Source organism: Catellatospora paridis (assembly GCF_009720365.1).
GTDB classification, from domain to species: Bacteria; Actinomycetota; Actinomycetes; order Mycobacteriales; family Micromonosporaceae; genus Catellatospora; species Catellatospora paridis.
The window spans coordinates 285,359-307,242 of sequence record NZ_ML769318.1; the positions used below are offsets into that span (position 1 = coordinate 285,359).

At 71.1% G+C, this 21,884-nt stretch carries 20 protein-coding genes and 1 tRNA gene; 12 read left to right on the forward strand and 9 right to left on the reverse strand.

The window, feature by feature from the left end:
* Positions 1–22: 22 nt before the first annotated feature.
* Both F9C41_RS21000 and glmU read left to right on the forward strand, forming a co-directional pair.
* A tRNA-Gln gene (locus tag F9C41_RS21000) sits at positions 23–94 on the forward strand.
* A gap of 36 nt (positions 95–130) precedes the next feature.
* Entirely contained in the window at positions 131–1,561 is a 1,431-nt protein-coding gene (gene glmU, locus F9C41_RS21005; protein WP_330164777.1) for a bifunctional UDP-N-acetylglucosamine diphosphorylase/glucosamine-1-phosphate N-acetyltransferase GlmU, read from the forward strand.
* Between the two features lie 60 nt (positions 1,562–1,621).
* Here the strand turns inward: glmU and F9C41_RS21010 are convergent, their stop codons facing one another.
* Positions 1,622–1,861: a LuxR C-terminal-related transcriptional regulator gene (locus F9C41_RS21010; RefSeq protein WP_155388525.1), complete on the reverse strand. Its 240-nt coding sequence runs from the start codon at positions 1,859–1,861 to the stop codon at positions 1,622–1,624.
* Between the two features lie 227 nt (positions 1,862–2,088).
* Between F9C41_RS21010 and F9C41_RS21015 the strand changes: the two genes are divergently transcribed.
* The 7 genes from F9C41_RS21015 to F9C41_RS21045 all read left to right on the forward strand — a co-directional run bounded on the left by F9C41_RS21015 (position 2,089) and on the right by F9C41_RS21045 (position 9,619).
* Positions 2,089–3,069 (forward strand): ribose-phosphate diphosphokinase, encoded by a 981-nt coding sequence (locus F9C41_RS21015; protein WP_144122138.1) that lies wholly within the window; start codon positions 2,089–2,091, stop codon positions 3,067–3,069.
* A 397-nt stretch (positions 3,070–3,466) separates the two neighbouring features.
* Entirely contained in the window at positions 3,467–4,093 is a 627-nt protein-coding gene (locus F9C41_RS21020) for a 50S ribosomal protein L25/general stress protein Ctc (protein WP_155388526.1), read from the forward strand.
* 76 nt (positions 4,094–4,169) lie between these two features.
* Positions 4,170–4,766, forward strand: a complete 597-nt coding sequence (gene pth, locus F9C41_RS21025; protein ID WP_155388588.1) for an aminoacyl-tRNA hydrolase — start codon at positions 4,170–4,172, stop codon at positions 4,764–4,766.
* A 119-nt stretch (positions 4,767–4,885) separates the two neighbouring features.
* Positions 4,886–6,529 (forward strand): sugar transferase, encoded by a 1,644-nt coding sequence (locus F9C41_RS21030; protein WP_155388527.1) that lies wholly within the window; start codon positions 4,886–4,888, stop codon positions 6,527–6,529.
* Complete coding sequence (locus tag F9C41_RS21035; protein WP_155388528.1) at positions 6,529–7,308, forward strand: 3'(2'),5'-bisphosphate nucleotidase CysQ; 780 nt, start codon at positions 6,529–6,531, stop codon at positions 7,306–7,308. The genes F9C41_RS21030 and F9C41_RS21035 overlap by 1 nt, the downstream gene beginning before the upstream one ends.
* Positions 7,309–7,394: 86 nt before the next feature.
* Positions 7,395–8,321: a sulfate adenylyltransferase subunit CysD gene (gene cysD / locus F9C41_RS21040; RefSeq protein ID WP_155388529.1), complete on the forward strand. Its 927-nt coding sequence runs from the start codon at positions 7,395–7,397 to the stop codon at positions 8,319–8,321.
* Positions 8,321–9,619 (forward strand): sulfate adenylyltransferase subunit 1, encoded by a 1,299-nt coding sequence (locus tag F9C41_RS21045; protein ID WP_155388530.1) that lies wholly within the window; start codon positions 8,321–8,323, stop codon positions 9,617–9,619. The genes cysD and F9C41_RS21045 overlap by 1 nt, the downstream gene beginning before the upstream one ends.
* A 180-nt stretch (positions 9,620–9,799) precedes the next feature.
* On the opposite strand, the gene F9C41_RS21050 is transcribed toward F9C41_RS21045, so the two are convergent.
* From F9C41_RS21050 to galE, 4 genes are all read right to left on the reverse strand, one after another.
* Entirely contained in the window at positions 9,800–10,231 is a 432-nt protein-coding gene (locus tag F9C41_RS21050; protein WP_196279866.1) for a GNAT family N-acetyltransferase, read from the reverse strand.
* A gap of 8 nt (positions 10,232–10,239) precedes the next feature.
* The gene (locus F9C41_RS21055) at positions 10,240–11,619 is read right to left on the reverse strand and encodes an SPFH domain-containing protein (RefSeq protein ID WP_155388532.1); all 1,380 of its coding nucleotides are present in this window, start codon (positions 11,617–11,619) and stop codon (positions 10,240–10,242) included.
* A 210-nt stretch (positions 11,620–11,829) separates the two neighbouring features.
* On the reverse strand, positions 11,830–12,915 hold the full coding sequence (gene galK, locus F9C41_RS21060; protein WP_230689812.1) for a galactokinase: 1,086 nt from the start codon (positions 12,913–12,915) through the stop codon (positions 11,830–11,832).
* Entirely contained in the window at positions 12,912–13,886 is a 975-nt protein-coding gene (gene galE / locus F9C41_RS21065) for a UDP-glucose 4-epimerase GalE (protein WP_155388534.1), read from the reverse strand. Before galE ends, galK begins: the two co-directional genes overlap by 4 nt.
* Before the next feature lie 321 nt (positions 13,887–14,207).
* On the opposite strand from galE, the gene F9C41_RS21070 reads away from it, so the two are divergent.
* Entirely contained in the window at positions 14,208–15,116 is a 909-nt protein-coding gene (locus F9C41_RS21070; protein ID WP_155388589.1) for a hemolysin family protein, read from the forward strand.
* Positions 15,117–15,136: 20 nt separating this feature from the next.
* Here F9C41_RS21070 and F9C41_RS21075 read toward each other — a convergent pair whose 3' ends face one another.
* A complete protein-coding gene (locus tag F9C41_RS21075; protein ID WP_155388535.1) occupies positions 15,137–16,570 on the reverse strand; it encodes an RNA polymerase sigma factor in 1,434 nt (477 codons plus the stop codon).
* Positions 16,571–16,671: 101 nt separating this feature from the next.
* Between F9C41_RS21075 and trpS the strand changes: the two genes are divergently transcribed.
* On the forward strand, positions 16,672–17,703 hold the full coding sequence (gene trpS, locus F9C41_RS21080; RefSeq protein ID WP_155388536.1) for a tryptophan--tRNA ligase: 1,032 nt from the start codon (positions 16,672–16,674) through the stop codon (positions 17,701–17,703).
* 77 nt (positions 17,704–17,780) lie between these two features.
* Positions 17,781–18,302 (forward strand): 2'-5' RNA ligase family protein, encoded by a 522-nt coding sequence (locus F9C41_RS21085; RefSeq protein ID WP_155388537.1) that lies wholly within the window; start codon positions 17,781–17,783, stop codon positions 18,300–18,302.
* A 112-nt stretch (positions 18,303–18,414) separates the two neighbouring features.
* On the opposite strand, the gene F9C41_RS21090 is transcribed toward F9C41_RS21085, so the two are convergent.
* The 3 genes from F9C41_RS21090 to F9C41_RS21100 form a co-directional block, all read right to left on the reverse strand.
* Positions 18,415–18,834, reverse strand: a complete 420-nt coding sequence (locus tag F9C41_RS21090) for a hypothetical protein (RefSeq protein ID WP_155388538.1) — start codon at positions 18,832–18,834, stop codon at positions 18,415–18,417.
* 7 nt (positions 18,835–18,841) lie between these two features.
* Positions 18,842–19,882: a YihY/virulence factor BrkB family protein gene (locus tag F9C41_RS21095; RefSeq protein WP_155388539.1), complete on the reverse strand. Its 1,041-nt coding sequence runs from the start codon at positions 19,880–19,882 to the stop codon at positions 18,842–18,844.
* 161 nt (positions 19,883–20,043) lie between these two features.
* Positions 20,044–21,669: a glycoside hydrolase family 13 protein gene (locus F9C41_RS21100; protein WP_155388540.1), complete on the reverse strand. Its 1,626-nt coding sequence runs from the start codon at positions 21,667–21,669 to the stop codon at positions 20,044–20,046.
* Positions 21,670–21,884: the final 215 nt, after the last annotated feature.

The window sequence follows — 21,884 nt, forward strand, 5'->3', positions numbered from 1 at the left end:
GCTAAGCTGTCAGGCGACCCGATCGGCTGTGGTGTAATTGGCAACACTCGCGCCTTTGGAGCGCGCTTTCCAGGTTCGAGCCCTGGCAGCCGAGCTTTAGTTATGTGTTCGGATCGACGTTAGGCAGCTCGTGACTCGTACGGTGATCGTTCTCGCGGCGGGCGAGGGTAAGCGGATGAAGTCGGACTTGCCGAAGATGCTGCATCCGCTACTCGGCCGCTCCCTGGTGGGCCACGTGCTCGCCGCCGCCGCCCCGCTGGGCGCGCAGCGCACCCTGGCCGTCGTCGGCAACCGCGCGGACCAGGTCACCGCGCACCTCGCCGAGATCGCGCCGGACGTGAGCACCGCGCTCCAGGCGCAGCAGAACGGCACCGGCCACGCGGTGCGCATCGCCGTCGAGGCGCTCGGCGAGCTGGACGGCACCGTGGTGGTGCTCAACGGCGACGTGCCGCTGCTGCGGGCGCAGACGCTGCAGGACCTGGTCGAGGCACACGAGTCGGCGGGCGCGGCGGCGACCGTGCTGGGCGCGTCGGTGCCCGACCCGACCGGCCTGGGCCGGCTGGTCCGCGACGCCGACGGCGGGCTGGCCCGCATCGTCGAGGAGCGCGACGCGACGCCGGAGCAGCGCGCGATCCGCGAGATCAACGCGGGCATCTACGCCTTCGACGCGGCCGCGCTGCGGACCGCGCTGGCGAAGCTGACCAGCGACAACGACCAGGGCGAGGAGTACCTCACCGACGTCTTCGAGCTGTTCGTGACGCAGGGCTCGCCGGTGCGGGTGCACCTGGCCGCCGACGCGTCCGAGACGCTGGGCTGCAACGACCGGGCCGAGCTGGCGTCGCTGCGGGCGCTGCTGCGCGACCGGATCAACCTCGGGCTGATGCGCTCCGGGGTGACCATCGTCGACCCGGCCACGACCTGGGTCGACGCCACCGTGACGGTGGAGCGCGACGCCCTGCTGGAGCCGAACGTACAGCTGCGCGGGGCGACGAGCGTGGGCGAGGGCGCCGTGGTGGGCCCGGACGTGACGCTGGTCGACACCGTGGTGGGCGAGCAGGCCCAGGTGGTGCGCGCACACGCGGTGCAGGCCGAGATCGGCCCGAACGTGACCGTGGGGCCGTACGCGTACCTGCGGCCCGGGGCGCGTATCGGCCGCAAGGGCAAGGTCGGCACGTTCGTCGAGATCAAGAACGCGTCGCTGGGCGAGGGCACCAAGGTGCCGCACCTGACGTACGTGGGCGACGCGACGATCGGCGAGCAGACCAACATCGGCGCGGGCAACCTGTTCGCGAACTACAGCGGCAGCACCAAGAGCCACACCGTGATCGGCTCGCACGTGAAGACGAGCTGCGACACCACGTTCGTGGCGCCGGTGCAGATCGGCGACGGCGCGTACACGGCGGCCGGTTCGGTGATCGACAAGGATGTGCCGCCGGGCGCGCTCGCGGTGGCGCGGGCGCACCAGCGCAACATCGAGGGCTGGGTGCGCCGGTCCCGTCCGGGCAGCGCGGCCGCCGAGGCGGCCGAACGGGCGGAACAGACAGCCTCCGAAGAGGGCTGACGAAACTTCAAAGGCGCGGCCCCCAGGGGTCGCGCCTTTTTCGTGTACGGGGTGGGCCGGTCAGCGGCGGTCGGGCTGCTCGTCCTCGCCCTCTAGCCAGCCGCGCTTGGCGGCCTCGGCTCCGAGGGAGAACTGGTTCTTCGCGCCCGTGGCCTGCTTGAGGTTGGCGATGTGGTCGTGCACGGCGCGCTCGCTGAGGAAGACCAGCTTGGTGATCGTCTGCACGGTGAAACCTGCGGCGAGCAGCAGGAGGATCCGGCGCTGAACGAGCGTCGGTTCTCCGGACCGGTCCCGGGCCATCGAGTGCAGCCTCTCTGTGCGGACACTTGTGCCTAACGAAGGTAGCGCCCGCCCGCGGGAGCGGGCAAGGCACCCTGGTGTCAGCTGCGTGAACTCCGAGGCAAGCGGTCTGTCCGTGATCTGTCGCACCCAGGAACGGCCTTGCTGGCTGGTTGGCGAACCGCCGGGAGAGGATGAACCGAAAAGGTGATACTGACCGCAGACCATCGTGAAGGGGCGGCAAGCCGATGGGCAGCATCGTCACTGAGAACCGCAAGAACCTGATGCTCTTCTCGGGCCGGGCCTACCCCGAGCTCGCGAAGGAGATCGGCGAGGTGCTGGGCGTGGGGGTGACCCCGACGACGGCGTATGACTTCGCCAGCGGTGAGACGTTTGTCCGTTACAAGGAGTCCGTCCGCGGTTCGGACGCCTTCATCGTCCAGTCCATGACCCAGCCGGTGAACAACTGGATCATGGAAACGCTGCTGATGATCGACGCGGCGAAGCGCGGCTCGGCCAAGCGCATCACCGTGGTGCTGCCGTTCTACCCGTACGCCCGCCAGGACAAGAAGCACCGCGGCCGCGAGCCGATCTCCGCCCGCCTCATCGCGGACCTGCTCAAGACCGCCGGCGCGAACCGCATCCTGACCGTCGACCTGCACACCGCGCAGATCCAGGGCTTCTTCGACGGACCGGTCGACCACCTGTTCGCGATGGACATCCTGGCCGACTACGTACAGGCCAACTACGGCCACCGCGAGCTGACCGTGGTGTCGCCGGACTCGGGCCGGGTGCGCGTCGGCGAGCGCTGGACCGACCGCCTGGGCGGCTGTCCGCTGGCGTTCATCCACAAGACCCGCGACCCGCTCAAGCCCAACCAGGTGGTCGCGAACCGGGTCATCGGCGAGGTCGCCGGGCGCACCTGCATCCTGGTCGACGACATGATCGACACCGCGGGCACGATCTGCAAGGCCGCGGACATCCTGTTCGACAACGGCGCCGCGGACGTCATCGTGACGACCACCCATGCCGTGCACTCCGACCCCGCCACCGAGCGCCTGAAGAACAGCCGCATCAGCGAGGTCATCGTCACCAACACGCTGCCGCTGGGCTCGGACAAGCAGTTCGACAAGCTGACCGTGCTCTCCATCGCCCCGCTGCTGGCCCGCGCGATCCGCGAGGTCTTCGACGACGGCTCCGTCACCACCCTGTTCGGCGGCCTCAGCTGACGAGCCGACCCGCTCGGCTGACACCGCCACGCGGCCGCCGCGCCGCACCCCGCTTTACATAAACGTTGGCCTATCTGGATGAGTTCGATCGCGAATTTCTCATCCAGATAGGCCAACGTCTATGCGGGGGCAGGGGTGGGGACCCGCCGCGCGCGTCGGTGGGCCGGTGGGGGCGCGATGGGTGTGAGTGTGGGCGGAGCTGGGGTGACATGGGCTGCCCCGGCGGGGATCACCGAAAGTGATCGGGTACAGTAATCGGGTTGCCACGGCGAGGGTGCCCTGCGGGTCGAAAAGCCTGTTGATGGCGCCGTGATCGACGCGGTGCTCCGGGTCATGGTTACCCCGCGCGCCCTCGTTCGCTCGGCCTGACAGAGACCCGTTGAGCAGGAGATGAATCGTGTCTGAAGTTAAGATCAGCGCCGAGCCGCGTACCGAGTTCGGCAAGGGTGGCGCGCGTCGCACCCGCCGCGCGGGCCTCGTGCCCGCCGTCATCTACGGTCACGGTGAGGCCCCGCGCCACATCGCCGTGCCGGCCCGTGAGTTCGCCGCCGCCATCCGCCACGGTGGCATCAACACCGTCTTCGAGCTCGTCGGCCCCGACGGCACCAAGACCCTGGCGCTGCCGAAGGCCATTCAGCGCGACCCGCTGAAGGACACCTTCGAGCACATCGACATGCTCATCGTGAAGCGCGGCGAGCAGGTCACCGTCGACGTGCCGGTGCACCTGGTCGGCGAGGCCGCCAAGGGCACGCTGGTCATGCACGAGCACGACAAGATCTCGGTCATCGCCGAGGCGCTGCACCTGCCGGAGTTCATCGAGGCTTCCATCGAGGGCCTCGAGGCCGGCTCGCACATCACCGCCGGCGACCTCAAGCTGCCGAAGGGCACCCAGCTGGCCGTCGACGCCGACACCATGGTCGCCGTGGTGAACGCGGCCCCGACCGCCGAGCAGATGGAGGGCGAGACCGCCGAGGCGCCGGAGGCCGTCGAGGCCGAGGCCGAGACCGTGTCCGCCCAGGCCTGATCGCTTTAGCGTTAGACCGTGGCGTCCTTCATGCTGTGAGAGCGTGAAGGGCGCCACGAGCGTATTCAGGGGAGTGTTGATGGAGCAGGCCGCACCGTGGCTGATCGTCGGCCTGGGCAATCCGGGACCGCAGTACGCCGGCAACCGGCACAACGTCGGGTTCTTCATCGCCGACCTGCTCGCCGAGCGCACCGGCGCGAAGTTCGGCCGACACCGCAAGGCCGTCGCCGACGTCGCCGAGGCCCGGCTCGGGTTCGGCGTGGACGCGCCGCGGCTGGTCCTGGTGAAGCCGCTGACCTACATGAACCTGTCCGGCGGTCCCGCCGCGGCGCTGAGCCAGTTCTACAAGGTGCCGCCGGAGCAGATCATCGCCGTGCACGACGAGCTGGACATCCCGTACGGGCAGCTGCGGCTGAAGGTCGGCGGCGGCGAGGGCGGCCACAACGGGCTTCGCTCGATGACCAAGTCGCTGGCCACCAAGGAGTACCTGCGGGTGCGGTTCGGCGTGGGCCGCCCGCCCGGCCGCCAGGACCCGGCGGACTACGTGCTGTCGGACTTCTCCGCGGTGGAGCGCAAGGAGCTGGAGTTCCTGGTGGACCGGGCTGCGGACGCGGTGGAGGCGATCGTGAAGAGCGGTCTGGCCGCGGCCCAGCTGACGTACCACACCGCCTGATCCCCGACAGTTCGCCGCCGTCACATTTGCCCCATTCTCGCGTTGTAACCGTCAGGCGCACCTTCCCTGCCCGATTTCTGCAGGCCGCAGGTGTTGCCGGGTCGTGACGGGGGGATTCCATGGAGCAGCGCCGAGGCGACGATCGGCGCGGCCCGCGGCCCTACCCGCAACGCCACCGGCACATCGACGCCTCCGGGGCGCTGTCCTACACCGCGACCCCCACGCCCGCCGGACCCGCGCCGTTCAGCCCCGCGCCGGTCGGCCTGGTCGCGGTGCGCCCGCAGACGCCGCAGCACCGGCCCGCCGCGGGACGCCGCCCACTGCACCGCGGCAGCACCCACATCGGCACCCCGGTCCGCGAGCTGGACCGCCGCAGGGGCTGGGAGCAGCGCTACCTGCGCACCCTGCTGGGCTCGGACCTGCTTGTCGGCGCGGCCGCCGGGGTGCTGGTCTACATGCTGCGCTTCGGCACCTCGATCACCCCGTACACCAGGACCTACGCCCTGCTTTCGCTGGCACTGCCGTTCGCGCTGCTCGCGTCGCTGGCGCTGACCAGGGCCTACGACAAGCGCTACCTGTACGTCGGCACGCAGGAGTACGACCGGGTCATGCGCGGCGGGCTGTGGCTGATCGCGAGCGCGGCGATCGGCTCGTACGCCCTGGAACTGCCCACCGCCCGCTCGTACGTGCTCATCGCGTTGCCGGCCGCCACCGGCACCCTGGTGCTGACCCGCTTCCTGATCCGCAAGCGGCTGCACCGGCGGCGCGAGCGCGGTTCCTGCCTGCGCCGGACCATCGTGGTCGGGCACGAACTGGCGATCATCGGCATGACCCGGCAGCTGTGCCGTGAGCGCTTCCACGGCCTGGAGGTCGTCGGCGCGTGCGTCCCGCGCGGCAGCGACGGCCGGGTCGGCCTGCCCGTGTACGGCACCTTCGACGACGTCGCGCCGGCGGTGCGGGCCGCGGGCGCGGACACCGTGATCGTGCTCAGCTGCCCTGAGCTGGACGGGCACGCGCTGCGCCGGATGGCCTGGCAGCTGGAGCGCGACGAGATCGACCTGATCGTGGCCAGCGCCCTGATCGACGTGGCCGGCGGTCGCACCACCATCCGCCCGGTGGACGGGCTGCCGATGTTGCACGTGGAACATCCGCGGCTGTCCGGCGGCAGCCGGGTGGTGAAGGAGCTGATGGACCGGGCCGGAGCGGCGCTGCTGCTGGTGCTGTTCGCACCGCTGCTGCTGGTGATCGCGATGGCGCTGCGCATCGACTCCCCCGGCCCGGCCCTGTTCAAGCAGGTGCGGGTCGGCAGGGACGGCCGTGAATTCGTCATCTACAAGTTCCGTACCATGTATACCGACGCCGAAGCGCGGCTGGCCGAGCTGAGGCATCTCAACGAGCACGACGGGGTGCTGTTCAAGATCCGGGACGATCCGCGGGTGACCGCGATGGGCCGCTGGATGCGCCGCTACTCGCTGGACGAGCTGCCGCAGTTGCTGAACGTGCTGCTGGGACAGATGTCGCTGGTGGGGCCACGGCCGCCGCTGCCCTGCGAGGTTGCCGCATACGCCGACGACGTGCGGCGCAGGCTGGCGGTGAAGCCCGGCATGACAGGACTCTGGCAGGTCTCCGGGCGATCCGACCTGCCGTGGGAGGAGGCGGTCCGATTGGATCTCCGCTATGTCGAGAACTGGTCGATGTCCATGGACCTGCTCATCCTCCTGCGTACACTGACCGCCGTCGCCCGTAGCTCTGGAGCGTATTGATGCCCCCGGTGGAAGACGGCGCGTTCGCCGTATGGCTGGCCCGACAGGCCGGCGACCTGCTGCTCGCCCTGCGTGACGAACTCGGCTTCGAAGACCCGGCGGGCCTGCGCGCCGCCGGCGACAAGCGTTCGCACGACCTGCTCATGACCGAGCTGTCCCGCTGGCGTCCCGCGGACGCGGTGCTGTCCGAGGAGGGCGTGGACGACCCCGCCCGGCTTACCGCCAACCGGCTGTGGATCATCGACCCGCTCGACGGCACCCGCGAGTTCGGCGAGCAGGGCCGCGCAGACTGGGCCGTGCACGTCGCGCTGTGGCGGCGCACCGGCGAGCACGGGGGTGTGCTCGCGGCGGGGGCCGTCGGCCTGCCCGCCCAGCAGCGCGTGCTCGGCAGCGTGCCGGCCGCGCCGTACCCGCCGCTGTCCCCGTCGGTGGCCGCCGGCGGCCCGATCCGGATCGCGACCAGCCGCACCCGGCCCCCGGCGTTCCTGGCCGCGGTCGCGGCGCAGGTCGGCGCGCAGCTGGTGCCGATGGGCTCGGCCGGTGCCAAGATCGCGGCCGTGGTCACCGGTGAGGTCGACGCGTACATCCACGGCGGCGGCCAGTACGAGTGGGACTCGGCGGCCCCGGTCGCCGTCGCAGCCGCGGCGGGCCTGCACACCTCGCGCATCGACGGCTCGCCGCTGGTCTACAACCAGTCGGACGCGAGCCTGCCCGATCTGCTCGTCTGCCGCCGCGATCTGGCCGCCGACCTGCTGTCAGCTGTGTCACAGCATTCTTGATTCGGGTAAGCGCGACGTTTCTTGATCGGCAAGCGCGCCCGCGTGTACGTTAGATTCCCGAGTAAATCACTAGGAAAGGTCTGGACATGATCCAGCCTGCGTCTGAGCAGCCGGCTGCATACCGGGTCTCCCACCTTGACGCTCTCGAAGCCGAGAGCATCTTCGTGATGCGGGAGGTGGTGGCGGAGTTCGAGCGTCCGGTGCTGCTGTTCTCGGGTGGCAAGGATTCGATCGTCATGCTGCGCCTGGCGCAGAAGGCGTTCGCTCCGGGCCGGATCCCTTTCCCGGTGATGCACATCGACACCGGCCACAACTTCCCCGAGGTCATGGAGTACCGCGACCGCCGGGTGGAGGAACTCGGCCTGCAGCTGATCGTCGCGTCGGTGCCGGAGGCGCTCGCCCGCGGTCTGGTGACCGAGCCCGCCGGCGGTTCGCGTAACCGGATCCAGACGCCGGTGCTGCTGGACGCGGTGGACAAGTACCGGTTCGATGCGCTGTTCGGCGGCGCGCGCCGGGACGAGGAAAAGGCCCGCGCCAAGGAGCGTGTCTTCAGCTTCCGGGATGAGTTCGGGCAGTGGGATCCGAAGAATCAGCGTCCTGAGCTGTGGAACCTTTACAACGGTCGGCATCACCCGGGTGAGTCGATCCGGGTGTTCCCGCTGTCGAACTGGACCGAGTTGGACATCTGGCACTACATCGCGCGGGAGGAGATCCCGCTGCCGTCGATCTACTACGCCCACGAGCGCGAGGTCGTGTCCCGGGACGGGATGCTGTTCGCGGTGAACGAGTTCATCGCGGCCAAGCCGGGTGAGAACGTGTTCAAGGCCCGCGTCCGCTACCGGACGGTCGGTGACGCCACGCTGACCGCCGCGGTGGCGTCCGAGGCGGACACGGTGGAGAAGGTGATCGCCGAGGTCGCCGCTACTCGGGTGACCGAGCGTGGCGCGACCCGCGGCGATGACAAGGTCAGCGAGGCGGCGATGGAAGACCGCAAGCGTGAGGGGTACTTCTGATGACCGCTGTTGCTGAGCCCGTGGCCGAGGCCCGTTCGGGGGGCAGGGTCGACCTGCTCCGCTTCGCCACGGCCGGATCGGTGGACGACGGCAAGTCGACGTTGATCGGCCGGCTGCTCTACGACACCAAGAGCCTGTTCGAGGACCAGCTCGAAGCGGTCGAAGCCGTGTCGGCTGCCCGTGGTGACGAGTACACGAACCTCGCCCTGCTGACCGACGGCCTGCGGGCCGAGCGCGAGCAGGGCATCACCATCGACGTCGCCTACCGCTACTTCGCGACCCCGCGGCGCAAGTTCATCATCGCCGACACCCCCGGGCACATCCAGTACACCCGCAACATGGTCACCGGCGCCTCCACCGCGGACCTGGCCCTGGTCCTCGTCGACGCGCGCAAGGGCATCGTGGAGCAGTCGCGGCGGCACGCGTTCCTGTGCTCCCTGCTGCGCGTCCCGCACCTCGTGCTGTGCGTCAACAAGATGGACCTCGTCGACTTCGACCAGGCCGTCTACGACCGGATCGTCGACGAGTTCACCAGCTTCGCCGCGAAACTCGACATCACCGACCTCGCGATCATCCCGATCAGCGCGCTCAACGGCGACAACATCGCCACCCGGTCGGCGAACATGCCGTGGTACGAAGGCCCGAGCCTGCTGCACCACCTGGAGCACGTGCACATCGCGTCCGACCGCAACCTCGTCGACGTGCGCTTCCCGGTCCAGTACGTCATCCGCCCGCAGTCCACGACCGTGACCGACTACCGCGGCTACGCGGGGCAGGTCGCCTCGGGCATCCTGAAGCCCGGTGACGAGGTCATGGTGCTGCCGTCCGGCATGACCACGAAGATCGCCGGTATCGACACCGCCGACGGGCCGGTCGCCGAGGCGTTCCCGCCGATGAGCGTGACCGTCCGGCTCGAAGACGAGCTCGACGTCTCCCGCGGTGACATGATCTGCCGGCCGCACAACGCCCCCACCCCCGCCCAGGACATCGAGGCGCTCGTCTGCTGGATGGACGACAAGCCGCTGACCGTCGGGGCCAAGTACACGGTCAAGCACACGACCCGCACCGCCCGCGCCATCGTCAAGGGCCTGCAGTACCGGCTCGACGTCAACACCCTGCACCGCGACGACACCGCCGCGCAGCTCGGGTTGAACGACATCGGCCGCATCCGGCTGCGCACCACGGTCCCGTTGATGGCCGACGAGTACCGCCGCAACCGCACCACCGGCGGGTTCATCATCATCGACGAGGCCACCAACCGCACCGTCGCCGCCGGCATGATCATCGAAGCCGGCTGACCGGGCCGCAACCACACCACGGAACCGCACCCGCCCGACCCCGGGCCGGTGCGGTTCCGCGTTTGGCCAGCCACCGGGCACTTTTAGGGAAAGCGCACGGTGGGAAGGCTGTTTTCGTGCGCTTTTCCGGAAAGTGCAGGCGACGCGATCAGGGCGCGCGGCCAGACGTCGAGGGCCGGGTCAGCCGGTGAGGCTGTAGCTGACATAGCCGTCGACCTCGTGGAAGCCGAGGCTGCGGTAGAGGTCGCGGGCGGCGGTGTTGTCGTGCTCGGTCTGCAGGGAGATCCGGCGCGCGTGCGCCGCGCGGGCCGCCGCCACGGCATGGGCCACCAGAGCTCGGGCGTGGCCGTTGCCGCGGTGCTCCGGTGGCACGTACAGGTCCCGGATCATCCAGAACGTGCCGAGCGTCAGGGACGCGGGCATGACCAGCGCCGTGAGCAGCCCGCAGGGGCGTCCCCCGGCGAAGGCGGCGCTGATCCGCAGGCCCGGCGGGCCCGCCTGCTCCTGCAGCCACTGCCGGGTCGCGCCGTATCCCCGCTGCTGTCCGTAGTGCGCGCGGTAGTCGTCGAACAGCTCCGCGACCGCGCCGAACGCGGCGTCGGACGGGCTCACCCAGGCGATCATTCGCGTGACGACACCGCCGACCGGATCGCGGTGACCGCGGCGGCCAGCTCGGCGACGATGCCGGACAGGCTGCCGCCGTCGGCGCCGGACAGGTTGACCGTACGCAGCTCGTCCGGCTTGGGCAGCTTGGCGACGATCTCCGGCAGCCGCGCGATCAGCTCGGCCTGCACGGCCTCGGGCGAGCGCCCGTTGGCGATGTCCTGGCTGACCCGGTCGCGCTCCAGCTCCAGCAGCGCGGCGGCGTGCAGCTGCTCGGCGCGGTCGCGGGCGACGGCCAGCTCGTGGTCCAGGGTGAGGCGCTGCAGCGTCTGCTCCAGTTCCAGGCGCAGCCGGCGCATCTCGGTCTCCTGCGCGTGCCGCTGCTGCTCCAGCTCCAGCTCGTGCAACGTCGTCTCGCTGGCCTGGCTGGCCAGCGCGCGGGCGTCGGCCTGCTCGCGCTCGCCCCGGCGCAGCCGCTCGGCGGCGTCCCGGTCGAACGCGGCGGCGGCGTTGCGGGCTTTGAGGTCGGCGAGTTCGCGGTCGTTCTCCAGGCGCTGCAGCTGGTCCAGGCGCTGGGAGGCCAGCTCGCGGCCGGTGATGATCTCCTGGGCGCCGAGCTCGGCGAGCCGGGCGAGCTGGCCCTGCTCGGAGCGGAACGGCTTCTGCAGGTTCTCCCAGAGGCGGGCGGAGGTGACCACGGCCTCCTTGATCTGCACGGTGACGATGCGCAGGCCGAGGCCGGTGTCGCTGTCGCCCGCGCCTTCGGCCACACCGCGCAGCCGGGCGGTCAGCTCCTCGATGATGGGCTGCTTGTCGCTGAGCACCTCGTGCACGCTCATGGTGGCGACCTTGTCCTTGATCGCCGCTTCGGCCTGCTCCTTCAACTGGAGGTTGACCAGGCGCATCGGGTCGGAGGCGTCGCCGAAGTCGAGCTTGCGGTAGGCGGTGGCGATGTCCTGGACGATCCACTGGACGTATGCCTGGACGAGCACCCCCTGCAGCTCACGGCAGATGCAGAAGGCGTTGAGCAGGATGGTCTGCATGGTGCCGGGCACCACGAGGTAGGAGTCGGTGGCCGACCGGTACCGGAAGGACGTGCCCAGTCCCAGGTGCAGGGGCTTGTCGCGGCCGCGGCGGGTGTGCACCACGAAGGCGTTCGGCGGGACCAGCACGGTCTTCCACGGGCCGAAGCCGGTGACGCGCACGTCGACGGCGGTGGGCGGGGTGGTCGCCGCCTCGGCGGCACTGCGCCGGGCCCGGTTGCTGGTGTCGCCGCCGCCACCGCCGGGCGCGGGGGCCTGGGCCATGGGGGCCTTCTTGACCCGCAGGTCCTGCTCGAGTTGTGCCGACTGGGCCACGACCTGGTCGAGGTAGGTGTTGCGCTCCGCGGAAGCCATGCGCGGCATCCTGCCCCATGCCCGCAAGACCGTCCACTGTGGTGTCGGATACGAAACCGCCCCGCGCCGCCCGGCACACGGCGGACGAGCGGGGCGGTCAGTGCACCATGATCACTCGACTTGCCTGGCAAGTGGGCGAACGCGGACCCAAGATACGCATAGGTGCCCGGCAAGTCGGACGATCACGGGCGAGGGGCGCCCTTCCTTTGGTCAGGACAGGCGGTGGGCGCCGGGGGAGGGAAGGGCGAGGAAGGTGGCGGGTGGGTTGAAGCCGCGAGCCGCGAAGGCAGCGGTGACCGCTTCGGCCACGGTGGCCGCCTTTTCGGCCTCCACCAGGGCCAGCACGCAGCCGCCGAAGCCGCCGCCGGTCATCCGGGCGCCGTACGCGCCGGCGGCCAGGGCCGTCTCGACCGCTTCGTCCACTTCGGGCACGGTGATCTCGAAGTCGTCGCGCATCGAGGCGTGCGAGGCCGTCATCAGCGGGCCGATCTCGCGCAACCGGCCCTCGCGGAGCAGGGCGATGGTGTCCAGGACGCGGGCGTTCTCGGTGACGACGTGGCGGGCGCGGCGGAACAGCAGCTCGTCGTCCAGCCGGGACAGGTCGTCGAGGGTGGCGTCGCGCAGCGCGGGCACGCCGAGCAGTGCGGCGGCCCGTTCGCACGCGGCGCGGCGGGCGGCGTACTCGCCGTCGACCAGCTGGTGCGGGGCGCGGCTGTCGATGACGAGGATGGCCAGGCCCTGACCGGCCAGGTCGAGCGGGACGTGCTCGGTGGCCATGCTGCGGCAGTCGAGGAACAGCGCGTGGCCCTCGCGGCACAGCGTCGAGGCGGACTGGTCCATCACCCCGCAGGGCACGCCGACGTACACGTTCTCGGCGCGCTGGGCCAGCAGAGGCCGCTGCTCCAGCGGGATGTCGAGCCCGCCGAGGTCGGCCAGCGCGGACAGCACCGCGCATTCGAGGGCCGCCGACGAGGACAGCCCGGCTCCGCCCGGCACGTCGGAGTCGACGGACAGCCGCGCGCCGGGCACCTCGTGACCGGCCTCGCGCAGCACCCAGACCACCGCGGCGACGTATGCGGCCCAGCCGGTGACCGGCTCGGACAGGTCGAAGGCGACCGTCTGCCCGGTCAGCGTCGAGGTGACGGTCCACTCGGGACGGTCGAGGCGGGTCGCGGTGACGACTGTCCGCTGCGGCAGCGCGAACGGCAGCACGAAGCCGTCGTTGTAGTCGGTGTGCTCGCCGATCAGGTTGATCCGGCCCGGCGCGGCCCATACGCCCTGGTCGACGGTCGTCACAGCCCGCTCCGGAAGAAGGTCCAGGCGTCGGCGACGATGTCGCGCAGGTCGGACTTCACCGGCGTCCAGCCGAGCTCGGCGCGCGCCTTCGCCGACGAGGCGACCAGCTCGGCCGGGTCCCCGGGGCGGCGCGGTGCCATCTCCACCGGCAGCGGGTGCCCGGTGACCTCGCGCACCGCGTCGACGACCTGCTTGTTGGAGAAGCCGGTGCCGTTGCCGAGGTTGTAGATCCGGTGCTCGCCGGGGCGGGCCGCCTCCAGTGCCAGCAGGTGGGCCTGGGCCAGGTCGCCGACGTGGATGTAGTCGCGGATGCAGGTGCCGTCGGGGGTCGGGTAGTCGTCGCCGAAGATGGCGAGCTTCTCCCGCTGCCCGGCCGCGACCTGCAGCGCGATCGGGATCAGGTGGGTCTCCGGGTCGTGCCGCTCACCGATCGCCGAGCCGTCCGGCAGCACCAGCGCGCCGGCCACGTTGAAGTAGCGCAGGCTGACCGCGGCCAGGTCGTGGGCGTGCGCCTCGGAGGCGATGGCCATGTCGACGGCGAGCTTGGTGGCACCGTACGTGTTGACCGGCTTGGTGACCGCGGTCTCGGTCAGCGGCAGCTCGGACGGGTCGCCGTAGGTGGCCGCGGTGGAGGAGAACACCAGGCGCCTCACCCCGGCCGCGCGCATCGCGTCGAGCAGCGCCAGCGAGCCGACGGTGTTGTTGTCCCAGTGCAGCTCGGGTTGCGCCATCGACTCGCCGGCCGCGATCAGGCCGGCGAAGTGCAGCACGGCGTCGAACCCGGCGTCGGGGGTGAGCACGGCGGCGGCGTCGTGGATGCGCGCCTGCACGAGGCGCGCGCCCGCGGGCACCTGGGAGGCGTCGTTGCGGGACAGGTCGTCGAGCACGACGACCTCGTGGCCGGCGTCGACGAGCAGCCGAGCCACGGCGCTGCCGACATAACCGGCGCCCCCGGTGACCAGTAGCTTCATGTAAGACTCTCCCTCAACTGCTCGTGCGGGCCAGCCTAGCCCGCCCGGTGACGCTCGTGTCGTCGCCGTTATCTCATCACATTCAAACATAAAACAACAGGCTTCAACGCTCCCGGGTGCGGCCGGTCGGCCTCCGGGCACCCGCGAATTCCGGGAAATCGCCGTCCCCGGCCTGCCTGTGCCCCTCGTCATGCGGGCACGACGATCCGGGAACGCTAATATGCGCCCATGTCCGTGCCCCGGCAGAACACCCCCCGCCAGCGGGATACCCATGGCCGCGAGCCGCGCCGACGGGAGCCCCGGTTACGTCCGCCCGGGCGGATGGCCCGTGCCGTCGCGCCGGCCATCGTACGGGCCGCCGACGCGCTGACCCGCTGGACGAGCCGCGTGCTGGGGGTCGAGGCGACCGCCGGGCGCGAGCAGATCACCGAGGCCGAGCTGCGCGAGCTGGTCGCCGTGAACACCGCGCTGGACCCGGAGGAGCGCCACATCATCAGCAAGGCGCTGTCGCGCTCCGCGGCCACGCTGCGCGAGGTGATGGTGCCGCGTACCGAGGTGTGGTTCCTGACGGTGAGCATGACCGTCGCGGAGGCGATCGCCGAGGCCCGTGAGGCCGGGCACACCCGCATGCCGATCGCCGACGGCAGCCACGACGACGTGGTGGGCTTCGTCCACCTGCGCGACCTGCTCTGGGACGAGCGGCCGGACCGCTCGGTGCGCGAGCTGGCCCGCGAGATCAAGCGGCTGCCCGCCAGCAAGCCGGTGCTCGCCGCGCTGTCGGAGATGCGCCGGGAGCGGCACACCATCGCCGTCGTCGTCGACGAGTACGGCGGCACGGCCGGCATCGTGACCCTCGAGGACCTGATCGAGGAGCTGGTCGGGGAGATCCACGACGAGTACGACGACACCCCCGCCGCCCACGCCCCGGGCGGGCCCGCGCCGGACGAGGTCGACGGCATGCTCAACCTCGCCGACTTCGCCGAGCGCACCGGCATCTCGCTGCCCGCCGGGCCGTACGAGACGGTGGGCGGCTTCCTGATGAGCGCGCTGGGCCGGCTGCCCGCGGCCGGGGACAGCGCCACGCTGGAGGCGTACCGGCTGACCGTGCTCGCCCTGGACGGCCGGCGGGTCGCCCGCGTCCGGCTCACGCCCGTGGACCTGGCCCCGCTGGACCCGGACCCGGCGGACCCGATCCCGGTGGACCCGACCCCGCTGTCCGACCCGGCCTGACCGCCGAAGCGGCGACCGGGTCAGCGGATGGGCAGCTTGTGCCAGGCCAAGCCGTCCGTGGAGACGGCCGTCCAGCCCGCGCGGAACAGGTCCAGCGCGACGTAGCCGTCGGTCGTGGCACGCAGCTCGCCGACCGTCGGCAGGGTGCCGCCCGCCGGGACGAAGCTCGCGCCCAGGTCGCCGCTGACGTAGAACCGGCTCTCCGGGCCGGTCACCAGGATGCGGCCGTCGGGCAGGTAGACCGGCTCGCCGACGGGTGCGAAGCCGGCCCCGCCGGAGACGCGTACGGGCACGCGGCCCGCGTACACGGCGATGATCTTGTTGTCTTTCAGGGCGAACGCCAGCACGTCCTCGCCGCGCACGGTGGCGGTGACCCGGTCCGCGCCCGCCGCGCCCAGCAGCGCGTGACGCTGCCACTGCGCGCCGTCGGCGGTCGAGGCCAGGTAGGCCGTGCCGCCGTCCAGCCCGGCCACCCACGCCAGGCCCGCCGGGGTGCGGCCGCGCGCGGCCCAGGTGACCATGAGCCCGGGGTCGCCGGGCGGGACGGGCGGCTTCGCGCCGGTGTCGGCCACGATCTGCCACGTCTGGCCGCCGTCGGCGGTGCGGGCGAAGGTCGGCCGGCAGCTCGGCAGCTCCCGGCTGCCGCAGGCGGTGCGGAGCCAGCCGGCCGCGCCGTCGAGCTCGAACTCGGTGATGAAACCCGGCACGTCCGGGGCGGTGGCGGGGTTGAAGATGCCGTCGATGGCCAGGCCCGCCCCGGAGCCTGATCCCGAGTACACGGGCGCGGGCGGCGCGGTGATCGGGGCGCTCGGCGAGGTGGCCGTCTGGTCCGGCGACAGCTGCGGCCGCCACGGCTGGAACACGCCCACGGCGGCGATCAGCAGCACCGCGGCGGCGCCGGCGGCCTGCGCGGTGCGGCGGCGGGCCTTGATCCGGCCCGCGCGGACCCGCACCTGCTCCAGCGGCGGCGCCTCGACGTCGTCGAGCAGCCCCCGCAGCGCGTCCCGGCCCCGGGAGAGCCGTGACTTGACCGTGCCCACGGGGACCTCCAGCAGTTCGGCGACCTCGTCCAGGGGCAGATCGGCGAGGTAGTGCAGGACGACGACCTCGCGGTACCGGCTCGGGATGGCAGCCAGCGCCGCGCGCAGATCGGTGTTGTCGGGCTCCGGCGCGGCCGCGGTCACCCGGGTCAGCGGCCGCTCCCGCAGCAGGATGGTGTCCAGCAGCTGGCGGCGCCGCCAGCGGCGGCGCACCACGTTGATGGCGACGGTGCGCAGCCACGCCTCCGGCGCGTCCACATCGCTCAGGCCGTGCCGGCGGGCCAGCGCCCGGGCGAAGGCCTCCTGGACGGCGTCCTGCGCCTCGGTCAGGTCGGTGGTGAACGCGTAGACCTGCGCCACCAGCCGGCGGTACCCGGCGTGGTACAGCTCACCCAGCTCGTCCTGCGCGGTCATGGTCTCCCCGGTCGCTTGTCTCGGCGACTCTAGTGAGTCCCGCCACCGGCTGCCGGTTCCCAGGTTCGTGGGCCGAACATCCGGGTGGGAGAATGGCTGCCATGTCCTTCGACGCGACGACGCACAGCAAGCCCCGGGTGCTCTCCGGGATCCAGCCCACCGGCGGCTCGTACCACCTGGGCAACTACCTGGGCGCGGTGCGCAACTGGGTCGGCCTGCAGGACTCGCACGATGCGTTCTACTGCGTGGTGGACCTGCACGCGATCACCGCCGGGCACGACCCGAAGCTGCTGCGCGAGCGCACCCGGGTCAGCGTGGCGCAGCTGCTGGCAGTCGGGCTCGACCCGGCCCGCTGCACGATCTTCGTGCAGTCGCATGTGCCCGAGCACGCCCAGCTGGGCTGGGTGATGAGCTGCATCACCGGCTTCGGCGAGGCCAGCCGGATGACCCAGTTCAAGGACAAGTCGAACAAGCAGGGCGCGGAGCGGTCCAGCGTGGGCCTGTTCACCTACCCGATCCTGCAGGCCGCCGACATTCTGCTCTACCAGGCCGACGCGGTGCCGGTGGGCGAGGACCAGCGCCAGCACCTGGAGCTGACCCGCGACCTGGCGCAGCGTTTCAACACGCAGTTCGGCAAGACGTTCAACCTGCCGCAGCCGTACATCTCCAAGGAGACCGCCAAGATCCTCGACCTGCAGGACCCGAGCGCGAAGATGTCGAAGTCGGCCTCCACCGGCAACGGCCTGATCGAGCTCCTGGAGCCGCCGGCGAAGATCGCCAAGAAGATCAAGTCCGCGGTCACCGACACCGGCCGCGACATCGTCTTCGACCCCGAGGCCAAGGCCGGCGTGAGCAACCTGCTCACCATCTACTCCGCGCTGTCCGGCCGCCCGATCCCCGAGCTGGTCGAGGCGTACGCCGGCAAGGGGTACGGTGACCTCAAGAAGGACCTCGCCGAGGTGGTGGTGGAGTTCGTGACACCGTTCCAGCAGCGCACCCAGGAGTACCTGGCCGACCCCGCGCAACTGGACAAACTGCTGGTCATCGGTGCCGAGAAGGCCCGTACCGTATCGGTGCGGACGCTGGCTACCGTTTACGACAAGATCGGGTTCTTGGCCCCTCTCGGACGCTAGCCGCGTCGGGTAAGCCTGCCGACCGTTTGCACGGGCAGTCCGGCGCCGCACGCGCCGGGCGAGTATTGGAGGCGTCGGTGGAGCGCACCATCGGTATCGCGATCGGCATCCCGCAACCGTGGGGTGCCGAACTCGACGCGGCCCGCGCGTCCACCGGCGACCCGCTCGCGGCGCTGATCCCGTCCCACGTCACCCTGCTCGGCCCCACCATGCTGCCGGTCTCCGCCGACCTGGACCGCCGCCTCGACGAGCTGCTGCTGAGCGTGGCGGAGCAGAACGCGCCGTTCGCCATCCAGCTGCGCGGCACCGGCACCTTCCGGCCGGTCAGCCAGGTGGTGTTCGTGGCGCTGGCGACGGGCATCGGGGAGTGCGAGCAGCTGGCCGGCGCGATCCGCACCGGTCCGCTGGCCCGGGACCTGGCGCACCCGTACCACCCGCACGTCACCATCGGGCACGACGTGCCGGAGCCCGCGCTCGACGACGTCTTCGACCGCATGGCCGACTACTCGGCCCGCTTCGACGTCGACCACTTCACCCGCTACGAGCACAACGGCAGCGGCAGCTGGCAGCCCATCCGCGAATACGCCCTGCGCGGCTGACGCCCCGCCCCTGCCGCGCTCCGCGCCAAGATCGCCTGCAGTTTCGGGGAAACTGCGCGAACGAGTGGCTCGTTTCGTGCAGTTTCCCCGAAGTGCGGAGCAGGGCCCGGCGTCAGGAGCCGGTGAGGCGGGCGGAGATGCGGGCGAAGCCGGCCTTCAGCTCGGCGGCGCTCGGGGCTTCCACCACGTGATCGTCATGGTCGTGGTCATGGTCGTGCTCGTCGTCGTCCGCGTCGTCGTCGAGCACGTCGTCGATCTCGTCGGCCTCCTGCGCGGCCAGGTCCTGCGCGTTGGCTATCTCCGCGCGGATCTGGTCCAGCGAGGTCGCCGGGAGCAGCGGTTCGACGACCGCCATCAGGTCCTCGTCGGCGACGACGTGCTGCGCGAGCGCGAGGGCGTGCGGGCGCTCGTACGGCCCGCAGACCACCGGCTCCCACTCCTCGTCGTCGTCGAGCGGGCCGAAGGTGATGATCCAGGGAAGGTCCAGCTGCGGCGATCCGGCCGGCAGCTCCAAAGTCACGAGTGCACCCACGCGACCATCATCGAGCTTCGCGATGCTTTTCGGGGGTCTTCCGCGTATCCGGCGCGTCGGAGTCTTCGGCGGCCTCCAGCCGAGCGGCCCGCTCCGCGGTGTCGTCCTCGGTCTCGGCCTGCACCGCCTCGGCCTCGGCCTTGGCGATGTCGCCGGGCGGCACCCACTCCAGGTGGTGCTTGCGCGGGCGGCCCCAGGCCAGGTCGAACACCTTGCCGTTGGCGGAGGTGGCCGCGTAGGCGACGGCCCACAGCACGATCTGGTTGAACAGGTACAGGTACAGCAGGAGGCCGACCGACGCGGCGACCGCGACGTACGCCGGGTTGTTCTCGGTGCGCTGGACGAAGTACCGGCCGAACTCGTTGAGCATGGTGAGGCCCACCGCGATGATGCCGATCGCGGGCAGCAGCCGCCGGGGCGTCATGTGCACCCTGGGCAGCACCGTGATCAGCGCGAACCCGATCATCGCGTTGACCAGGATCGTCACCGCGTAGACGCTCACCTTCAGCCAGAACGCGCCGCTGGTGCCCGGGAGCAGGTCGAACAGGGTGGCCAGGCCGTCGATCGCGGTCAGCGAGACGCCGATCAGCAGGGCCAGCGCGATCAGCGTGCCGAAGTCGGTCAGCCGCAGCACGAGGAAGTTGCCCGGGTGCTGGTCCAGCCCCCAGATCGCGCGCTGCGACGAGCGCCAGGCGTCCACCCAGCCGATGCCGGCCAGCACCAGGCTGATCAGACCGACGGTGCCGATGGAGCCGGCGGCGGTGCGCAGCTGGTCGGTGTTCATCGCCGGGAGGTAGGTCTTGAGGAACTGATCGACCTCGGCCACCAGCTCGGCGTCGCCGGAGAAGACCTTGACCAGCACCGCGTACGCCACCATGGCCAGCGCGAACGCGGCGAAGAAGGCGTAGTAGGCGATCGCCGCGGCCAGCCGCCCGGCCAGCACGTCGGCGTAGCGCTCCTTCATCCGCCACAGGTGGTCGAAGGCGGCGGACCGCTTGCGAGCCCGGTCCACCAGCGCGTCATAGCGGGCGCCGACAGCCTCGGTCATCCGCTGCACCCAACCCACCACAGCCACCACCCCCTCATCCTCCCCGACCCCCGCACCACCCCGCCGCCCGATCCCCCACCAGCGTTGATCGATGCCCAAAAGGAAGGAAGGACCCCTTCTCACCTGTAATACGATGAGAAGGGGTCCTTCCTGTCATCAGGTCAGGCGGTGAGCCAGACCGTGGTGTCGGCGGGGATGCGGCCGTCTTCGTGGAGGGGGCCGCTGGCCAGCAGGACGTCGCCGGTCAGGTTCAGCTCGGCCAGGTCGACGGCGCGGTCGGCGATGTTGACGACGACCACGACGCCGGGCTCCCGGACGAAGGCCAGCACCCCTTCCGGCGCGTCCAGCCAGGTCAGCGTGCCGCCGCCGAGTGCGGGCAGCTCCTTGCGCAGGCGCAGCGCGGCGCGGTAGAAGTTCAGCGTCGAGTCCGGGTCGGACTCCTGCGCCTGCGCGGTCAGCGCCTCCCACTTCGCCGGCTGCGGCAGCCACGGTGTGCCCAGGCCGTCCGGGTTGAACCGGAAGCCCTCGGCCGCCGTGCCACCCCAGGGCAGCGGCACCCGGCAGCCGTCGCGGCTCTCCCCGGTGCGCTTGAACGACGGGTCCTCGCGCAGCTCGTCGGGCAGGTCGAGAACCTCGTTGAGGCCCAGCTCCTCGCCGTTGTAGAGGTAGGCGGAGCCGGGCAGGGCCAGCATCAGCAGAGTCGCGGCGCGGGCCCGGCGCAGGCCCAGATCGCCGTCGCCGTAGCGGGTGACGTGGCGGAATTTGTCGTGATTGGACAGCACCCAGGTGGTCGGCGCGCCGACCAGGGCGGCCTCGGCCAGCGACTTGTCGATGATGGCGCGGAACGACGCCGGGTCGAAGTCGGCCATCATGAAGTCGAAGTTGAAGGCCTGGTGCAGCTCGTCGCGGCCGATGTAGCGGGCCAGCCGCTCCGGGGACTCGACCCACGCCTCGGCCACGGCCATCCGGCCGCCCGGGTACGCGTCCAGGATGGGCCGCCACTCGCGGTAGATGTCGTGCACGCCGTCCTGGTCGAAGTACGGCAGGCGCTCGCTGCCGAGCATCTCGACCTGGCGGCCGCCCTCGTCGGAGGTGCGGCCCACCGACGGCAGGCCCGCCTCCTTGATCATGCCGTGCGCGACGTCGATCCGGAACCCGTCCACGCCCCGGTCCAGCCAGAACCGCAGCACGTCGCGGAACTCCGCGCGCACCTCGGGGTTCTCCCAGTTCAGGTCGGGCTGCTCGGGGGCGAACAGGTGCAGGTACCACTGCCCGTCGGGCACCCGGGTCCAGGCCCGGCCGCCGAAGATGGACTCCCAGTCATTGGGCGGCAGCTCGCCGTGCTCGCCCTTGCCCTCGCGGAACATGTACCGCTCGCGCTCGGCCGAGCCGGGCGCGGCCGCCAGCGCCGCCTGGAACCAGGCGTGCTGGTCCGAGGAGTGGTTGGGGACCAGGTCGACGATGATCCGGATGCCCAGCGCGTGGGCGTCCTTCATCATGTCGTCGAAGTCGGACAGGGTGCCGAAGCGCGGGTCCACGTCGCGGTAGTCGGCGACGTCGTAGCCGCCGTCGGCCAGCGGCGAGGTGAAGAAGGGGCTCAGCCAGATCGCGTCGACGCCGAGCTCGCGCAGGTACGGCAGCTTGCCGCGCACGCCCTGCAGATCACCGGTGCCGTCACCGTCGGCGTCGGCGAAGCTGCGCGGGTAGATCTGGTAGACGACGGCGTCGCGCCACCAGTCGTCGTTTGCCTGCGTGGTCACGGGCAGTCCTTTCCAAGGGTGGCGCATGAGCGGCTGCGCGGGCTGTCGGTCGAGAGGGAGGCTGGGCCCCGGCCGGCGTGGGCGAGGGCCGGGGGCGAAACGCGCCGCTCAGCGGTCCGGAGGGCGGGCAGGAGCGGCTGGGAGAGCGGTTTCTCGCCGCCCATGCCGCAGCGGCCGGGCAGCGCGATGGCCACCGTGCCGGCGACGGCGGTGGCGCGGCTGCTGCGGCGCATGTTTCCTCC

What these genes read in the sequence shown, in the direction of transcription:
- F9C41_RS21095 (WP_155388539.1), bottom strand. Translation starts at nt 19,882, where the DNA reads ATGACCGAGGCTGTCGGCGCCCGCTATGACGCGCTGGTGGACCGGGCT.
- F9C41_RS21100 (WP_155388540.1), bottom strand. Translation starts at nt 21,669, where the DNA reads ATGCGCCACCCTTGGAAAGGACTGCCCGTGACCACGCAGGCAAACGAC.
- trpS (WP_155388536.1), top strand. Translation starts at nt 16,672, where the DNA reads ATGTCCTTCGACGCGACGACGCACAGCAAGCCCCGGGTGCTCTCCGGG.
- F9C41_RS21055 (WP_155388532.1), bottom strand. Translation starts at nt 11,619, where the DNA reads ATGGCTTCCGCGGAGCGCAACACCTACCTCGACCAGGTCGTGGCCCAG.
- cysD (WP_155388529.1), top strand. Translation starts at nt 7,395, where the DNA reads ATGATCCAGCCTGCGTCTGAGCAGCCGGCTGCATACCGGGTCTCCCAC.
- F9C41_RS21070 (WP_155388589.1), top strand. Translation starts at nt 14,208, where the DNA reads ATGGCCCGTGCCGTCGCGCCGGCCATCGTACGGGCCGCCGACGCGCTG.
- F9C41_RS21010 (WP_155388525.1), bottom strand. Translation starts at nt 1,861, where the DNA reads ATGGCCCGGGACCGGTCCGGAGAACCGACGCTCGTTCAGCGCCGGATC.
- F9C41_RS21035 (WP_155388528.1), top strand. Translation starts at nt 6,529, where the DNA reads ATGCCCCCGGTGGAAGACGGCGCGTTCGCCGTATGGCTGGCCCGACAG.
- F9C41_RS21075 (WP_155388535.1), bottom strand. Translation starts at nt 16,570, where the DNA reads ATGACCGCGCAGGACGAGCTGGGTGAGCTGTACCACGCCGGGTACCGC.
- F9C41_RS21030 (WP_155388527.1), top strand. Translation starts at nt 4,886, where the DNA reads ATGGAGCAGCGCCGAGGCGACGATCGGCGCGGCCCGCGGCCCTACCCG.
- F9C41_RS21045 (WP_155388530.1), top strand. Translation starts at nt 8,321, where the DNA reads ATGACCGCTGTTGCTGAGCCCGTGGCCGAGGCCCGTTCGGGGGGCAGG.
- F9C41_RS21015 (WP_144122138.1), top strand. Translation starts at nt 2,089, where the DNA reads ATGGGCAGCATCGTCACTGAGAACCGCAAGAACCTGATGCTCTTCTCG.
- galE (WP_155388534.1), bottom strand. Translation starts at nt 13,886, where the DNA reads ATGAAGCTACTGGTCACCGGGGGCGCCGGTTATGTCGGCAGCGCCGTG.